Source organism: Moorella mulderi DSM 14980 (genome assembly GCF_001594015.1).
Lineage (GTDB): Bacteria > Bacillota > DSM-521 > Neomoorellales > Neomoorellaceae > Neomoorella > Neomoorella mulderi.
The window spans coordinates 1-23,607 of record NZ_LTBC01000017.1 but is presented as its reverse complement, the minus strand read 5'-3'; the positions used below and the strand labels follow the sequence as shown (position 1 = coordinate 23,607).

Below are 23,607 nucleotides of genomic sequence, written 5' to 3'. Positions count from 1 at the left end.
AACAGGGAGAAGGAAGGTTTAATGCCCCATATCCTGGCTATCAACGGTAGTCCTCGTGGAAGGGAAAGCAACAGCGATCGCTTACTGCAGCCCTTTCTGGCCGGGGCGCGTGAGGCGGGAGCAACTACCGAAACTATTTACGTTACAGATTTAAAGATCAATGATTGCCGTGGCTGCTTTACCTGCTGGACCAGCACCCCCGGCCGCTGTGTCTTCCGCGATGATATGCCGGCGGTGCTGGAAAAGATCAAAACAGCCGATATCCTGGTCCTGGCCACACCCCTGTACCACTTTGGTATGACGGCGCGGCTGAAACGCCTCCTGGAGCGTACCCTGCCCCTGGCCGATCCCCATATAATCAAAGCTGGGGACCACTATACCCATCCCAGCCGGGGCAATTTCAACGCCGGCATGGTGCTCATAGCTAACTGTGGTTTCCCGGACCGGGTTCATTTTTTCGCCCTGGAGGAGCATATGCGCCAGTTAACCAAGGACCGCCCGCAAAGCCTGCTGGCCAGCATCCTCTGTGCCGGGGGAGAAATACTGGGCCATGGCGGCGCGGCTTTCGACTGGTATTTTAAGGCCCTGCACCAGGCGGGAAGGGAAATAGTAGAGCAGGGGCATTTAACGGCGGAAACAGCGGCTATCCTGGCCCGGGAACTGGTTCCCCGGGAGATGTACCTTAACATGGCCAACGCCTACTGGGATAGCCGGATTAAAGGGGAGGCAGGAAACCTCGCCATTAATGCGGACAAGGATATTACTACTGGAAGCACCCAGCCATCGCCGGCAATAAATAACTCCCGCCCGAGAGGCCCTAGCGGTACCGGGGCTCCGCCGCGTAACTGCCGGGAAGCTGTCCTGGGGATGGCGGCCGCCTTTAACCCGGCAGCAGCCGGGAACCTTAAAGCGGTCCTCCAGATAAACTTGAGCGGCAATGGCGGCGGTGATTACTATTTGATCATTGCGGGCGGCCGCTGCACAGTTCATGAAGGCCGTTCCGCAGAAGCGACGACAATCATCAACGCCCCGGCCGATGTCTGGCTGCGTATCGCCAGGGGAGAACTGGATGGAGCAGCGGCCCTGATGCAGGGCCTTTACCAGGTAACCGGCGATTTCAGCCTGATGATGAAAATGAACGATCTGTTTTCCGGCCCTGGGCTCGGGAAGCCTGCCCTTACGCGCCCGGCAGGACCTCTCCCCCTACCAGGCATGGCCTGGCTGTCGGTGGCCTTCCTGCCCTGGACCCTTAACTGGCTGGGAACAAGCCTGCATTTAAACCTTGCCTCCAGCTGGATCGCACCGGCCCTGCTGGCCCTGCTGATCTGGCTTTACCGCCGTTTCTATAACCGGCCTACCTGGATGGAGAGCGTCACTTGTGTCTATTTCCTGGTTACCGGCCTTCTAAACCTGGCCGGTAAACCATTGCCGGCTGCAACCGCCGACTTTAGCGGCTACCTGGTCCTGGGGGCCGCCTGGTTGGCCACCTTGGCCACGGAGGAACCCCTCACAGCAGCATATTCCCGCTGGAATTATCCCGCCGGCCTGGCAACCAACCCTCTTTTCCTGCGGACCAACGCCATTATTACGGCCGTTTGGGGCGAGGCCTTCCTGTTCATGGCTGTTACAGCCTTGGGGACAGCCTTTATGCCGGAGCAAAAACCTTTATGGCTGACTTTGCGTTATATCCCCCTCATCCTGGCCGGTCTTTTTACGGCCTGGTTTCCTAACTGGTACCCGGCCCATGTAGCTGCCGGCTCAAAAAAGCGTTTTAAGTTGAAACACGGTCCCGCTGCTTAAGGCGGCAGGACAGGTGGAGTTGCGCCCGGCCCCATGCTCTCCTGCTCCACCCATTTGCGGTGCTCCAGCATGGCTTGCAGGAGGGGGTGCCAGGGGGCGTAAGCCGGGTCCTCAGCCAGGTGCCGGAGCCTGGCGGCATACTCGTCGCCGAAGGGTATCCCTGCCGGCAAATACCTGGTATAAGTAGTGACATCCATTAGGTAGGGCTGCAAATCGGGGATTAAGTTACGGTGGATGTATTCGCAAATGCGGATGCCGCCGTAGTCCAGGTCACCCCAGTGATAGACCGGGGGCCTGGCGGTGGTTCCAGGGGACTCCCGGTAATCCTGGAGCCGGCGTAAAAAAAGCTGCACACCGCGGTGGGGGAAGCCGCCGGTATATACTACTAAGCCAGCAGGGATCGCTAGATCCCGGTCCCCTTCCCTTTCCCGACTTGGTACAGCCAGCTCACTTACACCCTGCACAACCTGATAGTAACTGGTCAAATTCTCCACCAGGAGAACCCAAGGGGCGGTAACGGCCGTTATCTCCATGACCCGCACCGTATGAGCGGCCAGGCCCACGCCGCCCGGAAGTTCCCCCACGTCGACGGCGGTCCCTCCCACCCGGAAAGTAAAGGGTCCGGCCACCAGCACCATTTTGGGGTTATCGGTCAGGCCGACGCTGTCCAGGTATTCGGCGTCGGTTTCATATTCCTCCGGGCTGTAAGACTTGAGGATGGCCAGCAGCCGCTTTTTCACCCTCTGTTCGAAGGCCTTGGAATCCCCCAAGACCCGCTGGCTGAAGACACGCTCCGGTGTACTGTCCTCCAGCTCCGGCAGGGCCAGGAGTACCTTTACCAGTTCCTCGTAGCCGTCCAGGTCCTCCAGGTCCAGGCCGGCGGTCTTTCGCTCTCCTAAGGCCGCGTTAACCCCGGCCCACCAGCCGCGCACCCACTCCCAGGGGTGGGAAGCCAGGGGAGCTAGGACCTGGCGCAGCCTATAGATCCGCTCCGCCCTGGGCACCAGGCCCGCCAGCTCATAGGCCCGGGGGATGGCGTCAAAGTTCAAATATACCTTTTCCACCTGCCGGCCTTCCTGGAAGCGGGGCCAGGTGACCTCCACCACCCCGGCAGCTGCCAGTTCGGCCAGCACGGCGTGGATGGCCTCCCTTTTGCGGTGGTCCATCTCGTCAAAATAATCGCCGGCCAGGGGGCTCTTCTTCATAGCGAACTGGGGCCGCTGTTTACCCGGGGTGCCGGTTTGAAAGGAGCGGCTCCCTTCGTATTTACTGATCAGCAAAGAGAGAATCCTGTACCGGTACTGCGCGTGCAGGTCCCTGCCCGTCCCGGCCATTCCTTACACCTCCTCGCCACGGCCGGTTGTCTTCCTCACCGGCGCCATCAGCGCCGGTACCCGCAAAGCCCTCTTCCTGCAGCCCTTCTGCGTGGCCCCCGGCCGTATCGCTGTGGCCATCCGGCTGCCCGTCACCGGTTGGCACCTCTTCGCCGGCCAGCATTTCCTGGCGGCTAATCATGTCTACGAAACACTGGAAGCCGTTGCGGTGCACCAGCAGGGTGGTATCGACTTCCGGCGCCATGTGCTGCATCTTCTCATCGGGTACGGCGGCTATGAGCTGCAGGTTCATACGCTTGATAAGCCGGAGGCTGGTCTGGATGCGCTCTTCATCCATTTTATTGAAGGCCTCGTCGAACACCACCAGGCGTATGGTCTTACCCGTAGCATAGAGGTGGTTGAAGGAGGCCAGGATGGCGACGTAAAAGGGCGTCTGGGTTTCGCCGCCCGATTTTTCCCGCAGCACCTGGGAGAAGGAATAGCGGTGTTCACCGCTGGTGACCACGATATCGAAATCCAGGTAGTTGCGGTAGTCGGTGAACTCCTCCAATTCCCCGGCTTCGCCGCGGATGAGTTTCTCAAAGAGCTCGTGGAGGACGGCCGCCCGGTCGTCTTCGGGCAGCTCAAAAAGGGAGCCCTGCTCCATCACCCCGGGGTCCATGATCACGTCGTAAAAACGCCTGTACCTCTCGCTGGGTTTAATCTCAAAGTGGTAGCGGTCTTCGTGGAAGGGGAAGTTTTTCAGGGCGTAGTTGAGTTCGTTGAAATCCCGCCGCGCCGCTTCGATGGCCTCGCGGAGCTTGAAGATAAAATGGGATTTAAATTCCTCTTCCGACTGCTTCAGGGCCTCGGCCAGCTTTTCCCGGTAGCGGGGGATATCCACCGTGGCGATTTCCGCTAGCAAGGGCCGGTAGGCTTCGTTATCCGGGGCACCGGGATCGGCGTTGTAGGTGTAGCGCAGGTTGTACTCGTGGCGCAAGTCGCGCAGGCGCTGGAACTCCTGCTCCCGCCTGGTGATATTGCCCTTCTGGCTGTTCTCCCAGTTGACCAGCTTGCTGGTCACGGGCAGGTCCTGACCCTCCACCTCCCGCCAGCGTTCCTCGGCCCGGGGCAGGAGTTCAACAGGGTACTGCTCCCGCCAGGACTGCCAGAAGGCCAGGGCCTCCTGCACCCTCGTCTCCTGCAGGTGAAGCTCTGTCTGCTTCTGGTTTAACTCGTTCTCGCGGCTTTTTTTAAGGCCGCTGATTTCGGTGACTTCATCCAGTAGCTCTTTGCCCCGGCGTTCCCAGTAATAATACTCCTCCTTTAACCGCTCCACTTCCCCCAGGTCCAGCCGCTCCAGTTCGGCGGCCAGGGCGGCCCGTTCCTCCTGCAGGCGCCGGATGCGGGCCGGGAGGTCCAGCTGCTCGCTGATGCCGGCGTAAAGGGACTTCTTTTCGGCCAGGCGTTCCAGCCAGGCCGCCAGCTTCTCCCTCTTGTCCTTCAGTACCTCTATCTGTTCTTTCGTCTCCGCCAGCTCCCGGCGCTTGATTTCTAACTGGCGCGCAATGGCCCGGGCGCCGATGTAGGGAACGGCGTAGCGGTGTTTTTCCAGCTGCCTGGCCACCAGGTTGTGATAGGACATGCAGGTCCTGGTGATGGCAGTGCGGTAACGGCGCAGGTCCTGCTCGTCCCGGGCCTTCATGACCCGGCCCAGGAGGTGGTCGATGTGGGCCTGGATGACCGGGTTGGCCGTTACCATTTCCCCCGCCAGGGAACCCTCCTGCGCTGTACCCAGGTACTTCTGCTCCTTCTCTGTATCCACCAGGCCGGCGCCTTCCACCTGGTGCTTCCCTTTTTCCCTTTCGTAAATGGCCAAGGCTTCGGCAAAGACCCGCGGTTCCACCAGCAGGTCGAAGCGCTGGGTATATAAATACCCTTCCACGGCGTCCCGCCAGGTTTCATCTTTCAGGTCCATTTCTTCGCAGAAGATCCAGACCGGTGAGCGCCTGTTCAAGCGCTCTTCCAGGAGCCTTTTCAAGTTGAGGACGTGCGGGGGGTAGGGCCGCTTCTTGTTCTCCAGGTCGCGGATCTGCCCCTCCAGTTCCGTTTTTTCCTGCTGCAGCTGGGCCAGCCGGTCCTCCAGGCGGCCGGCGGCCCGGGCGCAGCGGCTGTGCAGGCCGGCCAGGAAAAGACCGGTATCCCGCACCGCGGCGACGGTATCTTCCCCGGGTACCCAATCAGCATCCCCGGCCGGAACCAAGCCGGACAGCAACTCCAGGGCCAGTCCCAGGCGCTCCTGCTCCCCCGGCTGCCACTGCCAGTATTCATCCCCTTCCATTTGCTGCAGGCCGGCCAGCAGGATCTTCTCCCGGTCGAGGGTCTGGCGCAGGACCGCCAGCAGTCCCTCCTGCTCCTGCAATTCCTTATCCAAACGGGCCAGGCCTTCCTTTAACTCCTGCTCCCGCTGCCTGGCCTGGTGGCCCTGCCATTTCTGATAGGCCTCCCTGGCCTTCTGCCCGGCCTCCAGGTGCCTGGCCCGCGCCAGGTCCAGCTCCCGGTCCAGGCGTTCCACCTCGGCTACCAGGAAGCGTATCTCCTCCTCCAGGTGTTCCCGCAGCTCCACCTCCCGGGCGTGCTTCAGGCCCCGGATGACATATTCCTGGATGGCCACCGTATCCCGCAGCCGGGCAAAAGTTTCGAACTGGCGGCAGATAGCTTCCAACTGCTCCCGGCGCTCTTCCAGAGCTTCCAGCTCCGCCTGGTAGCGCTCGTGGATTTCAAAGTTCTGCCGCAGGAGGTCCAGCTGCAGCTCCTTCTCATCCAGGATATACTGGTAGACAAAATCCCGCACGTTATGGATGGGCTTAAAGGATAGGGCCTTGACGAAAACCGGGAAGAAGCGTTCGCTTACCTGGCCCAGGCGGTTGAGGAGGGCCTTCTGGTAGCCGGTTTTGCTCCGCTCGAAGATATGGCGTCCCGGCAGGTTTTGACAATAGCGGTGAAACTCCTCCCGGTTTTTCCAGCGTTCCGCCGGGCTCCAGAAATCCAGGTCGGCCAGCTGCACCCCGGCGAGGATAAAGTATTCGTCGTCGATGGCATCGTCGCCGTAGACGTCCATCACCACGCCGACGACAAAGTTTTCCCTCTTCTGCTGGTCGTAAAACTCGGCGACGATGTAGCTGGTAAAATCCCCTTCCCGCAAATACTTCCTTTCGTCCCCGCCGGTTTTGCCCCGCAGGTAGCTGATGAGGGAGCGTTTGGCCTCGTCGTGGGCCGCCGAATTGAAGCGGATCTGCCTCTGGTTGGCCACCAGGAGGACCTGCAGGGCGTCGATGATGGTGGACTTGCCGGCGCTGTTGCGGCCGGCGATGAGGGTCTGGCGGCCGAACTCCAGGGTTTCGTCGTAAAAATAGTGCCAGTTAATCAGCCGCAGGCGGCGCATCCACTTCATCCAGCAACCCCTCCTCTTTCTCCGGTTCATAGCCGGCGATCTTCTGGTACAGCTTCTCTACCGTATCCGCCTGGACGGCGTAAAGGAGGGTATGGAACAGGCGGAAGGCGCAATCGTCGGACCTGATGTCGTCATCCAGTGGTTCCAGGAGTTTGTACTGGGTGCCCAGGCGCACCAGTTCCTGCAGCCTGGTCTTGTTGAAAAGGGGCAGGCGGAAGGCTTCATACTTGGCCCGGATCTCGTGGAGGGTGGTCACCGGGAACTCACTCAAAGAAAGGCCCTGGCGTTTTTCCTGGTAGATGAGGCGCAAGACCAGGAGCCAGATGCTCTCCTCCCGGGTCAGGTTGCGCCGGCAGCCGGCCTCCGGGGACAGGACAAAAAGGCATTCGTGGCGGTCGTCAAAGACGATCTCCCAGCCGAGGAAGCGGAAAAACTCCTCCAGGCCCTGGCGGTGGCGCCGCGCCACCAGGTAATGCTCCCGCTCCTGTTCCTTGTTCAAAAAATTAACGGCCAGCAGGCGGTTGATGACCTCCCGCAGCCGCCCTGCTTCCTGTTCACTGAGGTTTTCCCCCAGGTTAAGCACCGGTTCCCCCCCTTTGCCTCTTCCTGTCTTACAGGCAGCGCCCCTTCCCCGCCAGGAGCTTTAAACGGCCCGCCGCTTCCTGCCCGTATCCACCCGCACTACCCGCCGGTCATAAAAGCGATAGCCGCCGATATTGAGAATACGGTTGGCGCCCCTTGGCACCAGCCGGTAGCCGGCCAGGCCGTCGTAGCCGTAAAGATAAACGTAGAGAAGGTACAGGAATTCTTCCATATTGGTGGGCGCCAGCTCCTCGATGCCCATCTCCTGACGCTCGCCCAGGCGGCCCAGGACGTAGGCGCGGATTTTATCCCTGGTAATGGCCCGCCGCACCCGCTGCAGGTTCTGCTCCCGCAGCTGCCTTTTCAGTTCCTCGGGGATAGCCACCACCACTTGGGGTTCCGGCCGGTGGGGCGCCCGCCGCCGGCGCGGCGTATAAAGGGACTGCTCGTTTAATTGATTGAGGCGCATCAGGTTGAACAGGCCGGGCAGGCAATTTTCCGCCGGCAGGTCGCCCCTCCTGATGCCTGCTGCCATCCATTCCAGGATCCGCGCCAGGTACTGGTCGACGCCGGAGCTGTGCTGGCTTAAATAGCGGGCCCGCTCAAAGGAGGCGCGTAGGTACTGGTTGTGGCGCAGGTCGATCTGGTAAAAGATTTCGTCCAGGCCGCGGTAGATCTCTTCAATGTCCATGAGGGCGCGGCGCAGCTGCTCCGCCGCCTCTTCCCTGCTGGCAAAAAACTCGTTGCGCATGGCATCTTCCACGGCCCGGGCCAGCCATTCCGGGTCCAGGAGCCACTCCTGGACCGTGGCCAGGATCCGCTGCCGGTAACGGGAAACGTGGTCCGAAGTCTTAAGGCGGTGGTAGCTGCGGTCGATGATGTGGGCCTTGTACTCTTCGAAATGGTGGTCCAGGACCTCCTGGATAGAGGTTTTTGCCACCACCTGCTCCATATGGTATTTCATATTGTTGGCCAGCACCCGCAGCTCCTCCAGGAACTCCTGGGTCATCCTGTGGGCTTCCAGGATGGCAAAGCCGGGCCGCTGCCTGGCCTCCTCGCCGGAAAGGAGCTGGTAGGTAACGAAGGCAAAGCGCTGGTACTCAACGGTACGGTTCTCGCATAATTCCTGGAAAACGGCCAGCAACCGGCTGGCGTAGTGGGGCAGGACGATGTAGCGGCGGAAATTCTCACGCACTTCCACCTGGATCCACTTCAGCCTGTCCAGGCGGCGCAAGAGGGCGCCGGCCTTCAACCGGGCCAGGTCCTCGCCGTTGCCGTCGAACAGCCCGCCGGCAGCAGGCTCCTGCTCCTGTTCCTCTTCCACCTCGAAGACCAGGCCGGCCTCCTCCTGGCTCTCGATCAGTTCCTGCATCAAATCCCGCATGACCTCATACTGGATGCCAAAGCGGTTGACCCGGTACTGCTCATAAAGGAGGAGCAGGGCCTCGGCGTAAATATACCGGTTCCGGCCGCTGAAAACCTGGAACAGGCGCTCCGGTATCACCTCGAAAAGTTTCATCCGGACAGCCCCCGGTAATAAGATGGCCGTTTATCGATGGCTGGATATTAAAATTGCCCGCTGAAACCCCTTGCAAGCCTACAGGGCTACCCGGGCAGATAATAGCCTTATTTGGATGTTATTCGACACCGTACCTGGAAGTCCTCTTGATACAAGTTATATTCCGCCGTTTTTATCCGCAAAGATAAAAAACCCGGCATCCACCATTTCTAAAGGAAAAGTTCGGATTAAGTTATACTTAACCCTCTATCCCCCGCTATTTCTCCGCTTTTCCTCCACATCAATTCCGCTTTTGTGCCTGTTTTCACGATTAAATATAAATAAACTCGCCTCGTCCATTCGCGCTTGAACTTGACGCGCGGAAATGCTCCCAGACCTCCCTTGCTGAAGGCCCAGCCCCTTTTACTGCTGGCGGAGACTCTACCTACCAGCACCAGAAACCGGCTTATGAAACGCTTCATCTACGCCGCAGGACTTCCCCGGCAAAGCATCCTGTAGCATGTCCATCTTTTACTGCTACCTGGCCGTTTACCAGAACCCAGCGTACCCCGGTAGCCAGCTGGTTGGGGTTAGCCCGGGTGGCCCGGGAGGCAATGGTTCCCGCGTCGAAGGCTACCACATCGGCTTTGTAGCCGGGTGCCAGCAGGCCGCGGTCCTTTAGACCCATACGCCGGGCCGGCATGAGGGTCATTTTGTGGATAGCTTCTTCCAGGGTGATAAATCCCTTATCTAAACAGTAGTGCCGCAGGATATGCGAGTAGTTGCCGTATGCCCGCGGGTGGATGGCCCGCCCCCGGAGATCCAGCCCGCTGTCGCTGCCAATCATTACCGACGGGTGCTGCAGGGCCAGCAGCAGGTCTTCTTCATGGATAGAATTTCGGCCGCTGCCCACATCCCAGCTGGAAAAGGTATAGCCATATACATCGGCGGTAATATCCAGGCCTCCCTGCCGGGCACCATCTAGCAGGCTTAAGACCTGTTTCATTTTACCCCAGTTGCGCCGGCCGGCAGTTTTGATATGGGAATACTGTACCGGTATACCTGCTTGCTGCCCGATCTCTATTGCTTCTTCTACAGCTTTGAAGACCTGGTCCCCTTCGCTGCGAATATGGGTGGCATAAAAACCGCCGTATTCCTTCAGTACCTGGCACAGGTCAATTAGCTCCTGCGTCGTGGCCAGGGACTGGGGCCAGTATTCCAGACCCACTGACAGGCCAAAGGCTCCTTCCTGCAGGGCCGTGGCCAGTTTTTGCTGCATGGCTGCCACTTCTCTGGCCCCGGCGGGCCGCCCTTCCCTGGCTACTGTTGCCTGCCTCAAGTTTTTGTACCCCGCCAGGATCCCCAGATTAAGGGCCAGCTTGTTAATACCGGCCAGAAAGTCGCCGGCCCTGGCCACCGAAGTGCCGCAGTTGCCGCCCAGGTGGGTCGTTACCCCCTGGAGGAGGAACATTTCTCCCCTACCCCCGCTGCCCAGATAAGCTTCCGTATGGGTATGGAGATCAATAAAGCCGGGGCTAAGGACCAGCCCCCGGGCATCTATTTCTACCGCCCCCGGTGCGGCCTGGAAGTCCCCCACGGCGGCGATTTGCTTGCCTTTGATACCAAGATCGCCGGGGTAGGCTTTATCTCCGCTACCATCGATGATCAGGCCGTGACGGAAAACATAATCGCAGACTACTGGCTCCGGTAAAGGCGGGACCTGCCCGGTCGGGGCTGGCTCCGCGGGCTGAGGTTTATTGCCAGCAGCCGGCATTGCCCTTGGTATCAACCCCAGCCAGGATAGGTAGCCCAGGGCCATCAGGGAACCGGTACCTAATAAAAACTGGCGCCTGGATATTTGCTTGCTCATAGTAAGGCGAGTATTCGACGCCAGCAGGCAAAATTCCTACCCGATTACCTTAAATTCTACACCTCCATCAAGGAAATAAAGGTAGGCTTCCTTGACATCACGTTTAAAGATAATTGATACTGCCCGGGCGTACAATTGCACCTGCTCCCGGTAGGCGGCCAGGGGGTCGGAGGGGATTCGGCCCGTCTTGAAGTCCAGGAGCAAAAAGCCGTCTTCCTCGTCTACCAGGCAGTCGATGATCCCCTGGACCAGGATTGCCTCGCCGGAGGCCATAGCCGGCGGCAGGCCGGGATAGAGCTCGCCGGCGGGTACGGCCAGGGAGAAGGGGAGTTCCCGCTTTACTTTACCGGGCCGGGCCAGGAGGCGCTGCCCCAGGGGGCTGGCAAAAAAGGTTACGATGGCGCCGGTATCGACGGCGGCCGCCTGTTCCGGTGTCAGGATCTCCCGCTCTACCAGTTCCTGCAACAGCCCGGCCAGGCTTTCCCCTGTCACCGCCCGGCTGAGGTCGACGTGCTGCAGGACCAGGTGGGTGGCGGTACCGCGCTCGGCAGCCGTCAGGCCCTGCTGCTCCTGGAGAAAGACCGGCCGCCGGGTAAAACCGTTACCGCCGGGTCGTAGAGGGGTATCGCCCTCGTTAAAGACATCAAAGCGCCGCTTCAGGTCGGTAACGGCCAGTTTAACCGGCAGGGTGGTCAGGGGCAGCCACGGGTACACCCAGGAGAGGCGCCGGGCCACCTCCTGCCGCAGCCAGGTGTGGCCAGTTTCGCCCCTGGTCCCAGGTTCATCCGGAACACCCGAACCGCCCGGCCCATCGCCGGTAGTTGCGGACACAGTCCCTGCAGCGCCGGCCACGCCGGCAGCAACGTTCCGCCCTGGAGGTAATACTCCCGGAGAGACCTGAGCCCCTGGACCCGTTTCAAGGAGTACAGGTTCTCTTAACACCTCTAGCTGCCAGCAGGACGGGTCATCCAGGAGATAGCCCCTGTCTACTCCGGCCAGTTGCCGCAAAGGTGCGCCGTGGACATGCCGGGCCAGGGCAGCAGCCAGCCAGTCCAGGGGGTTTCTCGCCCGGGCCATGAGCATGGGAGGTAACTGCTCGCCAGCGGCGTACAGGCCGGTGCACCAGATTTCCGCCTGGCGGGGCAAATTCCTGGCCGAGCCCACCAGGATGAGTTTCTCCCGGGCCCGGGTCAAAGCGACATAGAAGATGCGGACCTCTTCGCTTAAGGCTTCCAGGCGCAGGCGGTGGGCTGCCGCCAGGTAGGGCAAAGTCGGATACTTAATGCCGGCGGCAGCATCCAGGTAGAGAGGCGCCAGGCCCAGCTTGCCGTGGAGGAGAACATCCCCGGAAAGATCCTGGAAGTTAAAGCCTTTACCCAGGTCGGCCACAATCACCACCGGGAACTCCAGCCCCTTGGCTTTATGGATGCTCATAATGCGAACGACGTTTTCCTTTTCCCCCAGGGCCCGGGCCGTGCCCAGGTCGCCTTCATTCTGCTGCAGCCGTTCGATAAAACGCAAAAAGCGAAACAGGCCGTGGCGGGCAAAACCTTCAAACTGGCGCGCCCGGTCCAGGAGGGCGCGCAGGTTCGCCTGGCGCTGGGCGCCTCCCGGCAGGCCGCCCACGAACTCCAGGTATCCTGTCTCCCGGTACAGCTGCCAGATGAGGTCCCCCAGGGGCTGGCGGCGGGCCATGGTCCGCCACCTGTCCAGGCGGGCTAAAAAGCCGCGCAGGCGGGCGGCCAGGTCCTTTTCCCGGGCGGCATCTCCCTCTTCCCTTTCTGCCCTGGAAGAAGGAGGCAGGTCCCCTCCTGCTGAGGTACAGGGAGGCTGGACACCACCTGCTGGGGAACAGGAGTTCCGGCCGGGCAATTCGCCGGCATACGGAGAAATAGCCCCTAAACCCAGGCCAGAATCCCCAGAGCAGTCATTAGCCGTCACACGCTGCTCCTCCCCGGCTCCGGCGGCCTTCACGACGGCGGTAAAGAAATCTTCCCCGGGGGCCGCCAGGCGGATGCGTGCCAGTTCCCCGGCCGTCAGCCCCACCAGGGGGGAGCGCAGCACAGCCGCCAGGGGGATATCCTGGTGGGGGTTGTCGATTACCCGCAGCAGGGAGAGGATGGTTTCCACTTCCGTGGCGGCAAAGTAACCGCTACCCAGGTCGGCGTAGGCCGGTATGTCATACTGCTGCAGGACTTCTATAAATACCGGCGCCCGGTCTTGCGTGGCCCGCAGCAGGATGACTATATCCCGGTAGGTTACATCCCGGTAGGCCTGCCTTTCCGGGTCCCAGACCTGGCATTCCGGCCCGGGCCGTTCCGGTGTTCCCTGGACCAGCTGCCGGATGCGCCGGGCCACGAGCCACGCCTCCCGCTCCAGGGCCGATAAATCTTCCGGGTCCAATTGCCCGGCCGCCACACCCGCGGCGGCTGCTTCCCCGCCGCCGGCCGCCGTCTCTAACGGGGCTACCGTTCCTTCCCCTGCCCCTGGCGTTTCTTCTCCAGGTGCTACCTCGCCATCGCCTCCCGCCTGCCTTTCCTGGAGGTAAACTTCTATCGCCGGCGTTGCGGCCGCCGGGTGTTCCGGGTAGCCGGCCCGGCTAACTAAGGCCGCAGCGGCGTCATAATCCAGTTCCCCCACCAAAGGAGAAAAGACCTGGCGGAAGATAAAGTTTACCCCATCAACTATCCCCTGGCGGCTGCGGAAATTGGCCTTAAGGAGGATGCGGCGATTTAACTCCCCTTCCCTTTCCTGGTACTGGCGGTATTTAGCCAGGAAAAGCTCCGGGTTGGCCAGGCGGAAGCGGTAAATGCTCTGCTTGACATCGCCTACCATGAAGAGATTGGGGGCCGCGGCAGCCGGCAGGGCTGTCCCCTGGCCGGAAGCCTGGCCAGGGCCGTCACAGGGGGAGATTACTTCCTGGCGGGAAACCAGGGCCAGGATGGCGTCCTGGATGCTGTTGATGTCCTGGTACTCGTCCACCAGTACCTCTTCAAAACGCTGGCGCAGTTCCAGGGCTAATGCCGAGGGCCGCAGCTCGCCGGGCCGGGCTTCCGGGTCCAGGAGGACCTGCAGGCACAGGTGCTCCAGGTCGCCGAAGTCCACCAGGCCGCGGCGGCGTTTCAGCTCCCTGAAGGCCGCGTCAAAGCGGCGGACCACCTCTACCAAGGCTACAACCAGTTCCCCGGCTCGCTCCAGTTCGGCCCTGATGGCAGCTTCATCGCGGCAGAATTCTTCCTGCAACTCTTTGAGCAGCTTTTTCGCCTGGTCCCGGTACCCGGTGGCCTTTTCTTTCAGCCTTTCATCCACGCTCCCGCCCCGGACGGCCTTCAGCCTCCCGAAACTAAAGGCCGTCAGGCGCTCACACACCTGGTTCCATGTAAGGCAGTCCAGCCCGGCCAGGAGGCCGGCCACCTGGCTTTCCTCCCTTTCCAGGTTGTCCAGGTAGATGGCCGGACCGCCGGGGCTGGCGGCCACCCTCATGGCCTCACGGAGGTAAAAGGCCGCTTCCTGCAGCCGCAAGGCAATTACTTCTTTGATTTCCCGGTACCAGGGGAGAGATTCCAGGGGAGTACCGGCAGGCACACGATAGGCTGCCACCGCTTCCTCCAGCCAAGCCTCCGGCCAGGGGAGGCTCCTGGTAAACTCCCAGACCTTTAACACCAGCTCCACCAGGTTGGCATCGCCGCGGCCGCCTAAACTGTCGGCCAGGCCGGTAATGGGTCCACCCCCGGGCTCGGCGGCAAAGCATTCTTCCAGTACCTGGTCCATTACCTCCAACTGCAGGAGGTCGGCCTCGGCCGGGTCCATGACCCGGAAGCCCGGGTCGAGGTCCAGGCGGTAAAAATAGGTACGCACGACCCAGAGGCAAAAGGAGTGGATGGTGCTGATGTGGGCGCGGTTCAACAGCAGGAGCTGGCGCCGCAGGGCCTCATTTTCCGGCTGCCGGGCGACGGCCGCTTCCAGGGCGGCCCCTATCCGCTGGCGCATCTCGGCAGCGGCGGCCTCGGTAAAGGTTACCACCAGCAGGTTTTCCAGGCTGACGGGTGCTTCCGGATCCGTCAGGCGCTGGATAATGCGTTCCACCAGGACGGCCGTCTTGCCGGCCCCGGCGGCGGCAGCCACTAAGAGGTTGGCCCGGCGCGCCCGGATGGCGGCCAGCTGTTCCTCCGTCCAGCGGCGCTTCTCGCCTGCACTGGTCATCAGGTTCACCTTCTATCTGCTTTTCGAACATTGCCGGGCTGCTACCTCCCAGAAATTTTGGCTATCGATGCGGGGCAGGCGGCGGTAGGCGGTTCCGGGTACCTGGAGGTCAAAGCCACATACGGGCCGGTAGGGGCAGGAATCGCAACCGGTAGCCTTATCCAGGCGGTAGGGGCTGATCTCCACCCGGCCGGACAGGATGTCTCCTGCCAGGCCGGCAGCCCTGGCCCGGGCCAGGGCCAGGAGGAGAGCCATTTGCTCGCGGGTGGCTGCCGGCGCGCCCCGGCGCAGGCTGCCGTCTTTATTCAACCGTACCGGCAGCAGGTCCGGCGTTGATTCCACTGCCTTATCCATGAGCTTGATAATCTCCGGCTCTGCCAGGAGCAGGCCGCGCATTTTCAGGGCCTGGCGGCGTAGTCTGGCCACCTCAGCGGCCTCCCGGACCGGCGCCCTCTGCCTTAGAGTAGGATTCCTGACGGCAAAATAGAGGATACCGGCCGGTTCGGCAGGTTCACCAAAAACCTGCGGCGCCGCTGCCAGGGCTGCCTGCAGGTAGAGGGGCAGCTGCAGGGAAAGACCGTGGTAGACCCTGTCCAGTTCCAGGCCGGTATGGCTGCTCTTGTAGTCGATGACCCGCAGGTAGGCCCGGCCCTGGTAACGGGCGACATCGATGCGGTCCACCCTGCCCTCCAGGATGACCTGCCGGCCGGGACCGGCTTCCAGCACCAGGGGCGGCAGGTCTCCCCGCCGGCTAAAAGAGGCTTCTACCATAAAGGGGCGAAACTCTCCCCGCCGGGCGTGTTCGTTAAGGACCTCCAGGACCCGCTGCAGGGTCTGCTCGAGCTTTTTGCGGAGGTAAGTGTAGCGGGCGCTGCTGCTTAAAATCTCATGCTGGAGGGCCGGGGCCAGCTCTTCCACTACCCGGCTGAGGAGGGCCGCCGCCTCCTCGTCGCTCACCTCACTCCAGTCGCGGCCGCTGCGCTTTAATTCCTCCACAAAGAGCTTCAAAGCGGCGTGGTAAAACTGGCCCATGCCCGCCGGGTCCACCTGGTACAGCTGCCTTTCCTGGAGTTTAAGCCCATAGGCCAGGAAGTAGCGGAAGGGGCAGGCAGCAAAGGTTTCCAGGCGGGAGATGCTGCTGCGTAAAGGCTGGGGGTAAAGTTTGTCAACAAGTGGCGCCTCCAGGGGCTCGACCTGGTTGCGGTAATTGATACCGCCCAGGAGGGCCAGCCACTTTTCCCTGTCCCGGTCCTGCTCCAGCCAGAGGTAAACCTCCTGCCACAGGGGGGTCAGGGAACGTTTCTGGCTTAAAATACGGGCCAGGTGGCCGGCCGCCTGGCGCGGTGCCGTCAGGTAGTCGAGGCCGGCTTCGCCCTCCGGGAGATCCGGGCCGGCGTTCTCTTCCTGGAGTCCCGGTAGCAGCTGGCGCAGCCGCCGGATCAGTGGGGAAGGCGCCAGGGCCCTGCCCTCGGCGTCGGCCAGGGGGTAACTGAGCCAGAGGAAACGCCGGGAGCGGGTCAGGGCCAGGTAGGCCAGGTATTCTTCGTGGAAAAGCCTTAAAGAACCGGCCGGTGCCAGCTCAATCCCGGCCACCTGCAGTTCCTCCCTTTCCCGGTCGCTGAAGGTGGCGTCTTCCGGCAGTCGCGCCGGCAGCACCCCCTCCCCCACTCCCAGGACCAGGGCGGCCTGGAGTTCCGGCTGGCGGGAACGGTCCAGGGTACCCACCACCACCTGGTCCAGGGCCGGGGGGATGAGCCTGAGCTTCAGGCTTTCCATACCGGTATCCAGGATGGCGGCATACTCCTCTAGCTCCATGGGAGTATCCCCCAGGGCCGTGACCAGCTCGTCCAGGAGGTCCATGAGGCCTTCCCAGACCTGCTCGTGTTCCTGGGCGGCGTCGAGGTCCCCGGCGGCCAGGGCCTGCCGGTGCCACGCTTCCAATTGCCGGTTGACTTGGAGTTCCTGCAGCAGGTCAAAGATGGCGGCCGTGATCTCTTGTACCGTCAGGGTGCGGCCCTGGACGGCCTGGTAAAAGCGCCGCAGGTGCCGGCCGGCACGTTCCCGGGCCCTGTTGACGGCTGCCACGGCGGTAGCATCGCTTCCTGCCTCCGGGGGGTCATCCAGGTCGCGGTGGTTTTTAAACTGCCACGGACGGTCCTCCAGCCACTGGCGGCCGCGGATGCCGTGGGCCAGGACGTAATTCTCCAGCAGGTCGACTTCGTCGCGGGAGACGGGCACCAGGTCGCTCTTCAGGTAGCGAAAGACGGGATCGTAGGCCCAGTTTTCCAGGACGGTTTCCAGGGCCGCCCGCACCAGCTCGATGAGGGGGTGGTGACCTACCGGCCGGCGGCGGTCGATAAAAAAAGGGATGTTATAGTCCCGGAAGGTATTGACAATGAGGTCGTGATAGGGCTCCAGGTCGCGCACCAGGACAGCCATTTCCCGGAAACGCAGGTTCTCTTCCCGGGCCAGGCGCAAAATCTCCCTGGCTGCCGCCTCGACTTCCAGGCGGCGGCTGGCTGCTGCCACCAGCCTGATACCGTCCGGCGAGCCTTTAAAAGGTTTCAGGGGCCAGCGGCCAAAATGGGCTTCCAGGTGGGCCAGGGCCGGGGCTGCCTGGAAACGGGGCGGGGTGCCCGTAAGTAAAACGTCGGCCTCGATATTAATCCCGGCGGCCCGGGCCAGGCGCTGCAGGCGGTGGTAAGTTTCGCTGGTGGGGTGGAAAAGTTCCGTCTCGCCCAGCTGCTGTTTCCTCTGTTTCGGGTCAAGGCAGAGGGTGACCGTTACCCGGGCGGCCGCAGCCATCAAAGCCTGGAGAACGGCTTCTTCCTGGGGAGTGAAACCGTTGAAGCCGTCGACCCAGACGCAAGCTCCTTTAACAAAGCTCGCTTCCGGCAGCCGCCGGGCGAGTAAGGCCAGATAATCGTCGGGGTCCAGGTAGCGCCCGGCCAGGTAAGTCTCCAGGTCGTTGTAAATCAGGGCCAGGTCGTGGAGCTTGCGGCCCAGGATGGTTTCCCCCCGGCCGGTCTCCCGGTAATGCTCTGCTACCCGCCGGAGGTCGCCGGGCTCCACCCGGTAAAGCTTCAGTTCGGCGATGGTATGGGCGAGCTGCTCAATGAAGCCAGGACTGCCCGCCAGGGAGGCAAAAAGGGTCAAATCCCCCTGGCGGGCATTGACAATGGCCCGCAGGGCCATGCGCTTGCCCATCTCCCCCAGGTGAGGCCGGGCCGCACCGCCGGCCTCCTGGAAAACCCGCCAGCCCAGGCGGCGAAAACTCAAGACCTGGGCACGGCTGAAGCCCGGGCAGGGGAGGGCTCTATGTAAATCAAGTTCCATCTGCAGGGTGGCCTGCTCCGGGGTGAGGATAATGAGGGCCGGGCCTGCCGGCCCCTCAGCCAGGGCGGCCTTTATCTCCTCGAGACAGAGGCGCGTCTTGCCCGACCCGGCGCGGCCCAGGACCAGACGTAAAGCCAAGGGTCAACACCTGCCTGTACCCAAAATACCTGTTTAAATCTTATTAAAGGGCATCGCCGCCTTCACTCCCTACCATCGCCGTACCCACTCCGTTTTATGAACAAAAGGATCATAAAGTAGAACTTAACAGGTTGCCCTTACCTTTCGATCTTCACCGGCGTCCCCCAGGCGGCAAAGTCCGGGTCATGGGATAAAAGAATTAACTGCCGCTGCTGAGCCAGGGCCGCCAGACTCTCCCGGATGCGCTCGCGGCGCTCGCCGTCACAGTTGACAAAGCAGTCGTCGAAGATAAAGGGTAAAGTAAGATCAGCGCTCAGGAGGTCGCCAATAGCCAGGCGCAAAGCCAGGTACAGCTGGTCCTGGGCACCGCGGCTGAGCTGGGCCAGAGCAATAGCTGCCCCGCCTTCCCTCACCTCCACCTGGAAATCTTCAGTGATCTCTACCTGGCGGGCCCGGCGGCCGGTAAAGAGAGTGAAATAGCGGCTGGCAGCCAGGGCCAGCTCGCGGCGGTAGTTCTGGCTGTAATCCCGTGCTGCGGCCACAAGCTCCCGGTAGGCCAGGGCCAGGGCACCGGCCTCCAGTTCCAGGCGCTCCAGTTCCTTTTCCCTGGCCGCCAGGGTCTCGGCAACAATGGCCATGTTGGCGGTCTGGTTGCCTTCCAGCTGGGACTGGCGGCGCAACAGCTCCCGCTCTTCGCCCTCCAGCCCTTCCAGGCGGTTTTCTAGCTCCTTTATCCCTGCCCGGAGGGCCCTGTACTGTTCTTCCAACTCCTCCCCTTTTGTTTCCCGCCCGGGTTCAGGCAGCCCCGGGTGCTCCCGGACCAGGTCCTGCCATTCCTTCAGGATAGCCGCAGCCCGGTTGGCGGCATCCAGGCAGGCGGCGGCCAGGTCGTCCAGGTCGCCTTCACCCAGGAGGCCGGCCAGCTGCTCCTGCCAGCCCTGCCACTCCCGGGCCAGCTGCTCATAGGCCTGCCGCCGCTCCAGGGCTTTACCGGCCTCCCCGCCGGCTGGCGCCAGGATGACGGCCAGATCTTCCCGCAAGCCTTTCGCCTCAAGTTCCAGCTCCTGGATTTGCCCCCGTAAATCCTTAACTCGGCTCCCGGCGGCCTGCTGCCGGCCGGCCACCTGGCCCAGGCGTTCTTTTATCCTCGCCGCCTCCTCCAGCAGGGGAGCAATCTCCCCGGCTTCGGTAGCCACCGTGAAGGGGGCCACGTGCCCTTCCAGGGCAGCAATCCTGGCCGCCAGGCGTTCCAGGGCCGTCTGCCCCTCTTCGTCCGGCTGCAAGAGCTGTTCCCGTTTTTCTTGCACCTGCCGGTTAAGGGCCGTCAATTCTTCCCACCGCCGGGCCCGGGCCAGGAAATCTTCCCAGGCGGCTTGATCCAGTTCCTTTAACCAGGTTAAAAGCTCGCCCACCGTGGCCGGGGCCTGCCCGGCCAGCCGCGCCAGGGAGGTAAGGCCCGGCCAGGGAGCGGCCAGGCCGGCGAGGGGTATCGTTAAAGCCGTTAGCGGCGGTGCTCCCACGGCCTTCACGGTAAAGGCTTCCATCTCCGCTGCCAGGCGCTCCCGCTCTTCCCTGGTGGCCAGGTAACGGCGGTAGGCTGCCGTTACATCTGTAAACCGGGCGCTGATTTCTGCCGTGGTGGCAAGGAAATCCCGGCTGGCCCTGGTTGCTGCCTCCAGGGCCAGCCGGGCCGCTTCTTCCTCTGCCGCGCCGGGCAAAGAAGCGGCCAGGGTTGCCAGCTCCGCCCGCGCCCGCCCCCGCTCCCGCAAGCGCTGGCGGAGTTCGCCCAGTTCCGCCGCCGTGGCCCCCGCCCAGGGGCCCAGCACGGCATCCAGCTGCTCCAGGTGCTCCCGCAGGGTGGCAATCTCGCCGGCCAGCTCGAGGCTGTCTTTCCCCTCCCGGCCCAGGTAAGTTCCGGCGCCATAGCCCAGCCCGGCCAGGACCAGGGCTACCACCAGGGCGACAAGCCAGCTGCCCGTAGCCAGGCCGGTTACCAGGCCCGTAACCAGGCCGGCGCCGGTCAGGGCGAGAACTATACCCAGCCTCTTGCGCCTGCCGGCCTCCAGGGCCGCCTTTCGGGCTGCTTCCTTTGCCTGCAGGTCCGCCAGCAAGCGAGGTTTATCTATCGCCGCCTGGAAGGCTTCCTCCCCTAAAGAGGCCAGGTCGCCAAATTCTCGCTGGAAATCTTCCTCACGGCGCCGGTAGGTGGCCTTTTGTTCCTCCAGGCGCCGGCAGGCTTCCCGGGCCGCCTCTTCTTCCCTTGCCAGGGTGAGCCTGGTGGTCGCGTAACTGGCCACCAGGGCTTCCTTTTCCGGCGGCATCCCGGCAAAGCAGCTCAGATCCCCCGCCAGTTCCGCTTCCAGTTCCTTACAGCGGGCCTGCTGCTCCTGGAAGCGGCCCCAGCCCTCCAGGAGCTGGCGCGCCGCTACCTGCAAACCCTCCAGGGCCATGGCCGGGCCGCTCCCCAGCAGGCTGAAATCAGGCAGGGCGGCCAGTTCAGCAGCCGTTTCTCCCGCCCGCGCCGCCAGGTCCTTCACCTCCCTGGCCAGCTCCTGCCGCGCAGCCACCAGGCTCCGCAGGTCCTCCAGGTCCCGCAGGATATCCGGGTGATTGGCCACCGCTGCCAGTTCTCCCTGCAGCCTGGCCGCTAATGCTTCCTGTTCCTTATTTAAATCCCGGAGGTGCGCCTCCCAGTTTGCCATCTCGCCCTTTAAGCGGGCCATTTCCTGCTCCAGCTCCACCAGGCGGTCGAGTTTGCGGGCGGTACTTGCCGGAGCGCTGGCCCACTCGGGATACGACCGGGTCGCCTGCTCCTTGTGCAGGCGGATCTTCTGCTCCAGCTCCCGGGCCCTTTCCTGGACCGCCCCGGCCTGCTGCTGTTCGTGCAGGGCGCTGTTGTATCTTACCTGCAGGGCGCGCCAGCCATCCCAGGCTGCCCGGAGGTCCTGCTTTTTTTTCAGTTGCGCCCGGACCGACTTAATCTCTACCGCCAGTTCCTGGAGCCGGGAGCGCACGGCGGTCAGCTGGTCAATGGTGGTGCTGGTGGCCTGCTGCTGTTGCCGCAAAATCGCGATTTCCGCTTGCAGCTCTTCCAGCCGGGCGTCCTTGCGGCCGTTATTGCCCACGCCCCGGTCACCGCAATAACGGGTCAGGGCTCTCAGGTCGTCAGCCAGTATTTTTAGGGCTTCCTGGTAGTGGCCACCGCTACCGGAAAGGAGCTTTTGTACCTCATTGCTTAAAGCCCTCCCTTCCGGCAGGGGCTGGCCCAGGCAGAAGGTGGCTTCAAAGAGTTCCCGGGAGGTTATGCCCAGAAAGGCAGTAAGGTGTTCGAGATAAGCCGGGATTTTCTTGTGGGCGCCGGGGTTGTGGCTGCCCCGCCAGACCTCTTCCCAACCGTGATCACCCCTGGTCCTGATGGTCACCCGGTTAGTATTAAACAGGCGCCTTAAGGCGTAGGCCCGACCGTCAACCCGGAATTCTACTTCCCCTTCAAACTGGTCCGGCTCTTCCCGGTTGGCAAAACGGGCGCTGCCAAAGGCTTCCGGGTTGCTGGTGTTGGGGAGTCCGAAAAGGACGGCCTCCAGGCCGGCAATCAGGGTTGACTTCCCCTTTTCATTGGGGGCCACCAGGACATTGAGGCCTTCCTGGAAAGTAACAGTTACCCGCTCCCGGTAGCAACCAAAACCGGCCAGGCTCAGGCGCTGCCAGGTTACAGCCGGCATGGCCCACAACCTCCCTTCAGGGCCAGGAGCCCGCGCCAGAGGGCGCGGCGGATCACTGCTGCTTCCCCAGGTCCCGCAGCGCCGGCAAGCTTTTCTTGCAGGCGGCGGACAAAAAGGCCCCTGATGGTTGGTTCGGCGGCCAAACTCTCCAGGAGTTCCGGTGCCCACCCTGCCGTATCGTTCACCAGATCCAGGTAAGAACAGAGATGACCCAGGCGGGCCTGCAAACCCTCAAGGTCCAGATCAAAGGCGATACTCCCTGTCAGGCGCACCTGCACCAGGGCACCGGGGTCGATTAATTCCCTGATTGCCGCCTCCAGTTCCTCCGGAGCATGAAAAGCCGTAACATCCACGTCAACCACCCGCCAGGGCCGCACCGCTGCTGCTACCTGCTCCACCAGGGCCGGGCCGTCCCCCAGGGTAACTATGGTCCAGGAGCCGGTGCCGGGATCGGCAAAACCTTTGCCGGCGACCATACCGGCATAGCAGGCCAGGCCCCTGCCCAGCTGCCTTTGTCCCCCGCGGTGGATATGACCCAGGGCTATATAGTCATAGCCGGCGGCAGACAGGGCTTCCCCGTCGAGGGGCAGGCTCCTTTCCCCGCCGTCCCAGTCCAGGGAGCCGTGGAATACCGCCAGGTTCACCCCTTCCCCCTCTGCCGGGGGAAAAGCCTTTAACGGGCCGTCAACCCGGGTGACGCCGCCCGTGTAGGCCATGGCCACCAGGTGACAGGTATCACCATTAAGTCTCAGGGTAGCCACTTTCGCCGGCATGGGCTCAGTAACCAGGAGGCCCGGCCAGCGGTTGGCCTCGCGGCGGTAAACCGAATCGTTATATGTAATCTCGTCATGATTCCCCGGCACCGTTACCACCTGGATGCCGGCGGCTTCCAGCCGGCCCAGTTCACGGATGGTTTCCTCCACCAGGGGAGCCTCCGGCCGGTGGTTATCAAAGAGATCGCCGGCGATGAGGACCAGGCTGATTCCCCGGCGGGGATCCAGGGCCAGGTCCACGGCCGCCTGCAAAACCCCGTTGCGCTCCCTGTAGACCTCCTCCTGGACCGGTGCCGGCAGGTCGGGCCGGTATCCCAGGTGCAAGTCCGCCAGGTGCAACACCCTGAACAACAGCGCCACCTCCATTTAAATGCGAAATGGCTTTTGCACCCCAATATGCTATATCCCTTTTCGCCACCCGGGCTGGAATTCCTGCAAAAAACTGGCGCCGTTAAGGTGCGCTTAAAAGGGCACGATTCCCAAGTAAAAGATAAGCGCCTGATATGCCCAGACGCTTATTATACAGATACAGGTTATATTTAATTTCCTTTGCATCTACCCGGTTAGATAACCCCATTAATCCCTAACTGCTCTTTTCCAACTTGATACCCCTTTTACCGATATAGCTGACCAGTGACTCCTCATCGGGGAAGTGCTTTTCCACCAGGGCCAGGTGCTCCTCCAGCAAGCTTTGGCTGTGACCGGTGATTCGCATCATGGCTGAAGCCGGTACGTGGTAGTAGCGTAAAAGCAACACCCGGTCAAACAACCGCAGGTAGTTGTCCACCGCTTCGGGGGTGTGGTAGATCCGCCGGGCAATCTCCTGGGTGGTTAGTCCCTCCAGGGCCATCTCCACCACCAGGGCCTTATGGGTCAGGGTGCGACCCATATCCAGCACCGTACCGGCCGTGGGCAGGA

The 23,607-nt window shown here is 62.2% G+C and carries 11 protein-coding genes; 1 reads left to right on the top strand and 10 read right to left on the bottom strand.

Annotation, left to right across the window (positions count from 1 at the left end):
- Positions 1–21: 21 nt before the first annotated feature.
- The gene (locus MOMUL_RS13485; RefSeq protein ID WP_062285633.1) at positions 22–1,800 is read left to right on the top strand and encodes an NAD(P)H-dependent oxidoreductase; all 1,779 of its coding nucleotides are present in this window, start codon (positions 22–24) and stop codon (positions 1,798–1,800) included.
- On the opposite strand, the gene MOMUL_RS13480 is transcribed toward MOMUL_RS13485, so the two are convergent.
- From MOMUL_RS13480 to MOMUL_RS13430, 10 genes are all read right to left on the bottom strand, one after another.
- Positions 1,797–3,134, bottom strand: a complete 1,338-nt coding sequence (locus MOMUL_RS13480; protein ID WP_064774441.1) for a Wadjet anti-phage system protein JetD domain-containing protein — start codon at positions 3,132–3,134, stop codon at positions 1,797–1,799. The two genes, MOMUL_RS13485 and MOMUL_RS13480, sit on opposite strands and share 4 nt — an antisense overlap.
- Entirely contained in the window at positions 3,067–6,567 is a 3,501-nt protein-coding gene (locus MOMUL_RS13475; protein ID WP_062285631.1) for an ATP-binding protein, read from the bottom strand. The genes MOMUL_RS13480 and MOMUL_RS13475 overlap by 68 nt, the downstream gene beginning before the upstream one ends.
- Complete coding sequence (locus tag MOMUL_RS13470) at positions 6,536–7,150, bottom strand: DUF4194 domain-containing protein (RefSeq protein WP_064774439.1); 615 nt, start codon at positions 7,148–7,150, stop codon at positions 6,536–6,538. The genes MOMUL_RS13475 and MOMUL_RS13470 overlap by 32 nt, the downstream gene beginning before the upstream one ends.
- 60 nt (positions 7,151–7,210) lie before the next feature.
- Positions 7,211–8,668 carry a Wadjet anti-phage system protein JetA family protein gene (locus tag MOMUL_RS13465; RefSeq protein WP_062285629.1) on the bottom strand — a complete coding sequence of 486 codons (1,458 nt, stop codon included), beginning with the start codon at positions 8,666–8,668 and terminating at the stop codon, positions 7,211–7,213.
- A 457-nt stretch (positions 8,669–9,125) separates the two neighbouring features.
- Entirely contained in the window at positions 9,126–10,517 is a 1,392-nt protein-coding gene (locus MOMUL_RS13455) for an N-acyl-D-amino-acid deacylase family protein (protein WP_062285625.1), read from the bottom strand.
- A gap of 36 nt (positions 10,518–10,553) precedes the next feature.
- Positions 10,554–14,720 carry a UvrD-helicase domain-containing protein gene (locus MOMUL_RS13450; RefSeq protein ID WP_062285623.1) on the bottom strand — a complete coding sequence of 1,389 codons (4,167 nt, stop codon included), beginning with the start codon at positions 14,718–14,720 and terminating at the stop codon, positions 10,554–10,556.
- Positions 14,721–14,732: 12 nt separating this feature from the next.
- Complete coding sequence (gene addB / locus MOMUL_RS13445; RefSeq protein WP_062285621.1) at positions 14,733–18,194, bottom strand: helicase-exonuclease AddAB subunit AddB; 3,462 nt, start codon at positions 18,192–18,194, stop codon at positions 14,733–14,735.
- 137 nt (positions 18,195–18,331) lie between these two features.
- Positions 18,332–21,916 (bottom strand): AAA family ATPase, encoded by a 3,585-nt coding sequence (locus tag MOMUL_RS13440; RefSeq protein WP_062285620.1) that lies wholly within the window; start codon positions 21,914–21,916, stop codon positions 18,332–18,334.
- Complete coding sequence (locus MOMUL_RS13435) at positions 21,904–23,031, bottom strand: metallophosphoesterase family protein (RefSeq protein ID WP_236713122.1); 1,128 nt, start codon at positions 23,029–23,031, stop codon at positions 21,904–21,906. Before MOMUL_RS13435 ends, MOMUL_RS13440 begins: the two co-directional genes overlap by 13 nt.
- A 241-nt stretch (positions 23,032–23,272) precedes the next feature.
- On the bottom strand, positions 23,273–23,607 hold a 335-nt coding region (locus tag MOMUL_RS13430), incomplete at its 5' end, for a DUF1670 domain-containing protein (protein WP_153018415.1).

Bases quoted from the DNA above. Each gene is read 5' to 3' on its own strand.
- MOMUL_RS13485 (WP_062285633.1), top strand. From the start codon at position 22: ATGCCCCATATCCTGGCTATCAACGGTAGTCCTCGTGGAAGGGAAAGC.
- MOMUL_RS13480 (WP_064774441.1), bottom strand. From the start codon at position 3,134: ATGGCCGGGACGGGCAGGGACCTGCACGCGCAGTACCGGTACAGGATT.
- MOMUL_RS13475 (WP_062285631.1), bottom strand. From the start codon at position 6,567: ATGAAGTGGATGCGCCGCCTGCGGCTGATTAACTGGCACTATTTTTAC.
- MOMUL_RS13465 (WP_062285629.1), bottom strand. From the start codon at position 8,668: ATGAAACTTTTCGAGGTGATACCGGAGCGCCTGTTCCAGGTTTTCAGC.
- MOMUL_RS13455 (WP_062285625.1), bottom strand. From the start codon at position 10,517: ATGAGCAAGCAAATATCCAGGCGCCAGTTTTTATTAGGTACCGGTTCC.
- MOMUL_RS13450 (WP_062285623.1), bottom strand. From the start codon at position 14,720: ATGACCAGTGCAGGCGAGAAGCGCCGCTGGACGGAGGAACAGCTGGCC.
- MOMUL_RS13440 (WP_062285620.1), bottom strand. From the start codon at position 21,916: ATGCCGGCTGTAACCTGGCAGCGCCTGAGCCTGGCCGGTTTTGGTTGC.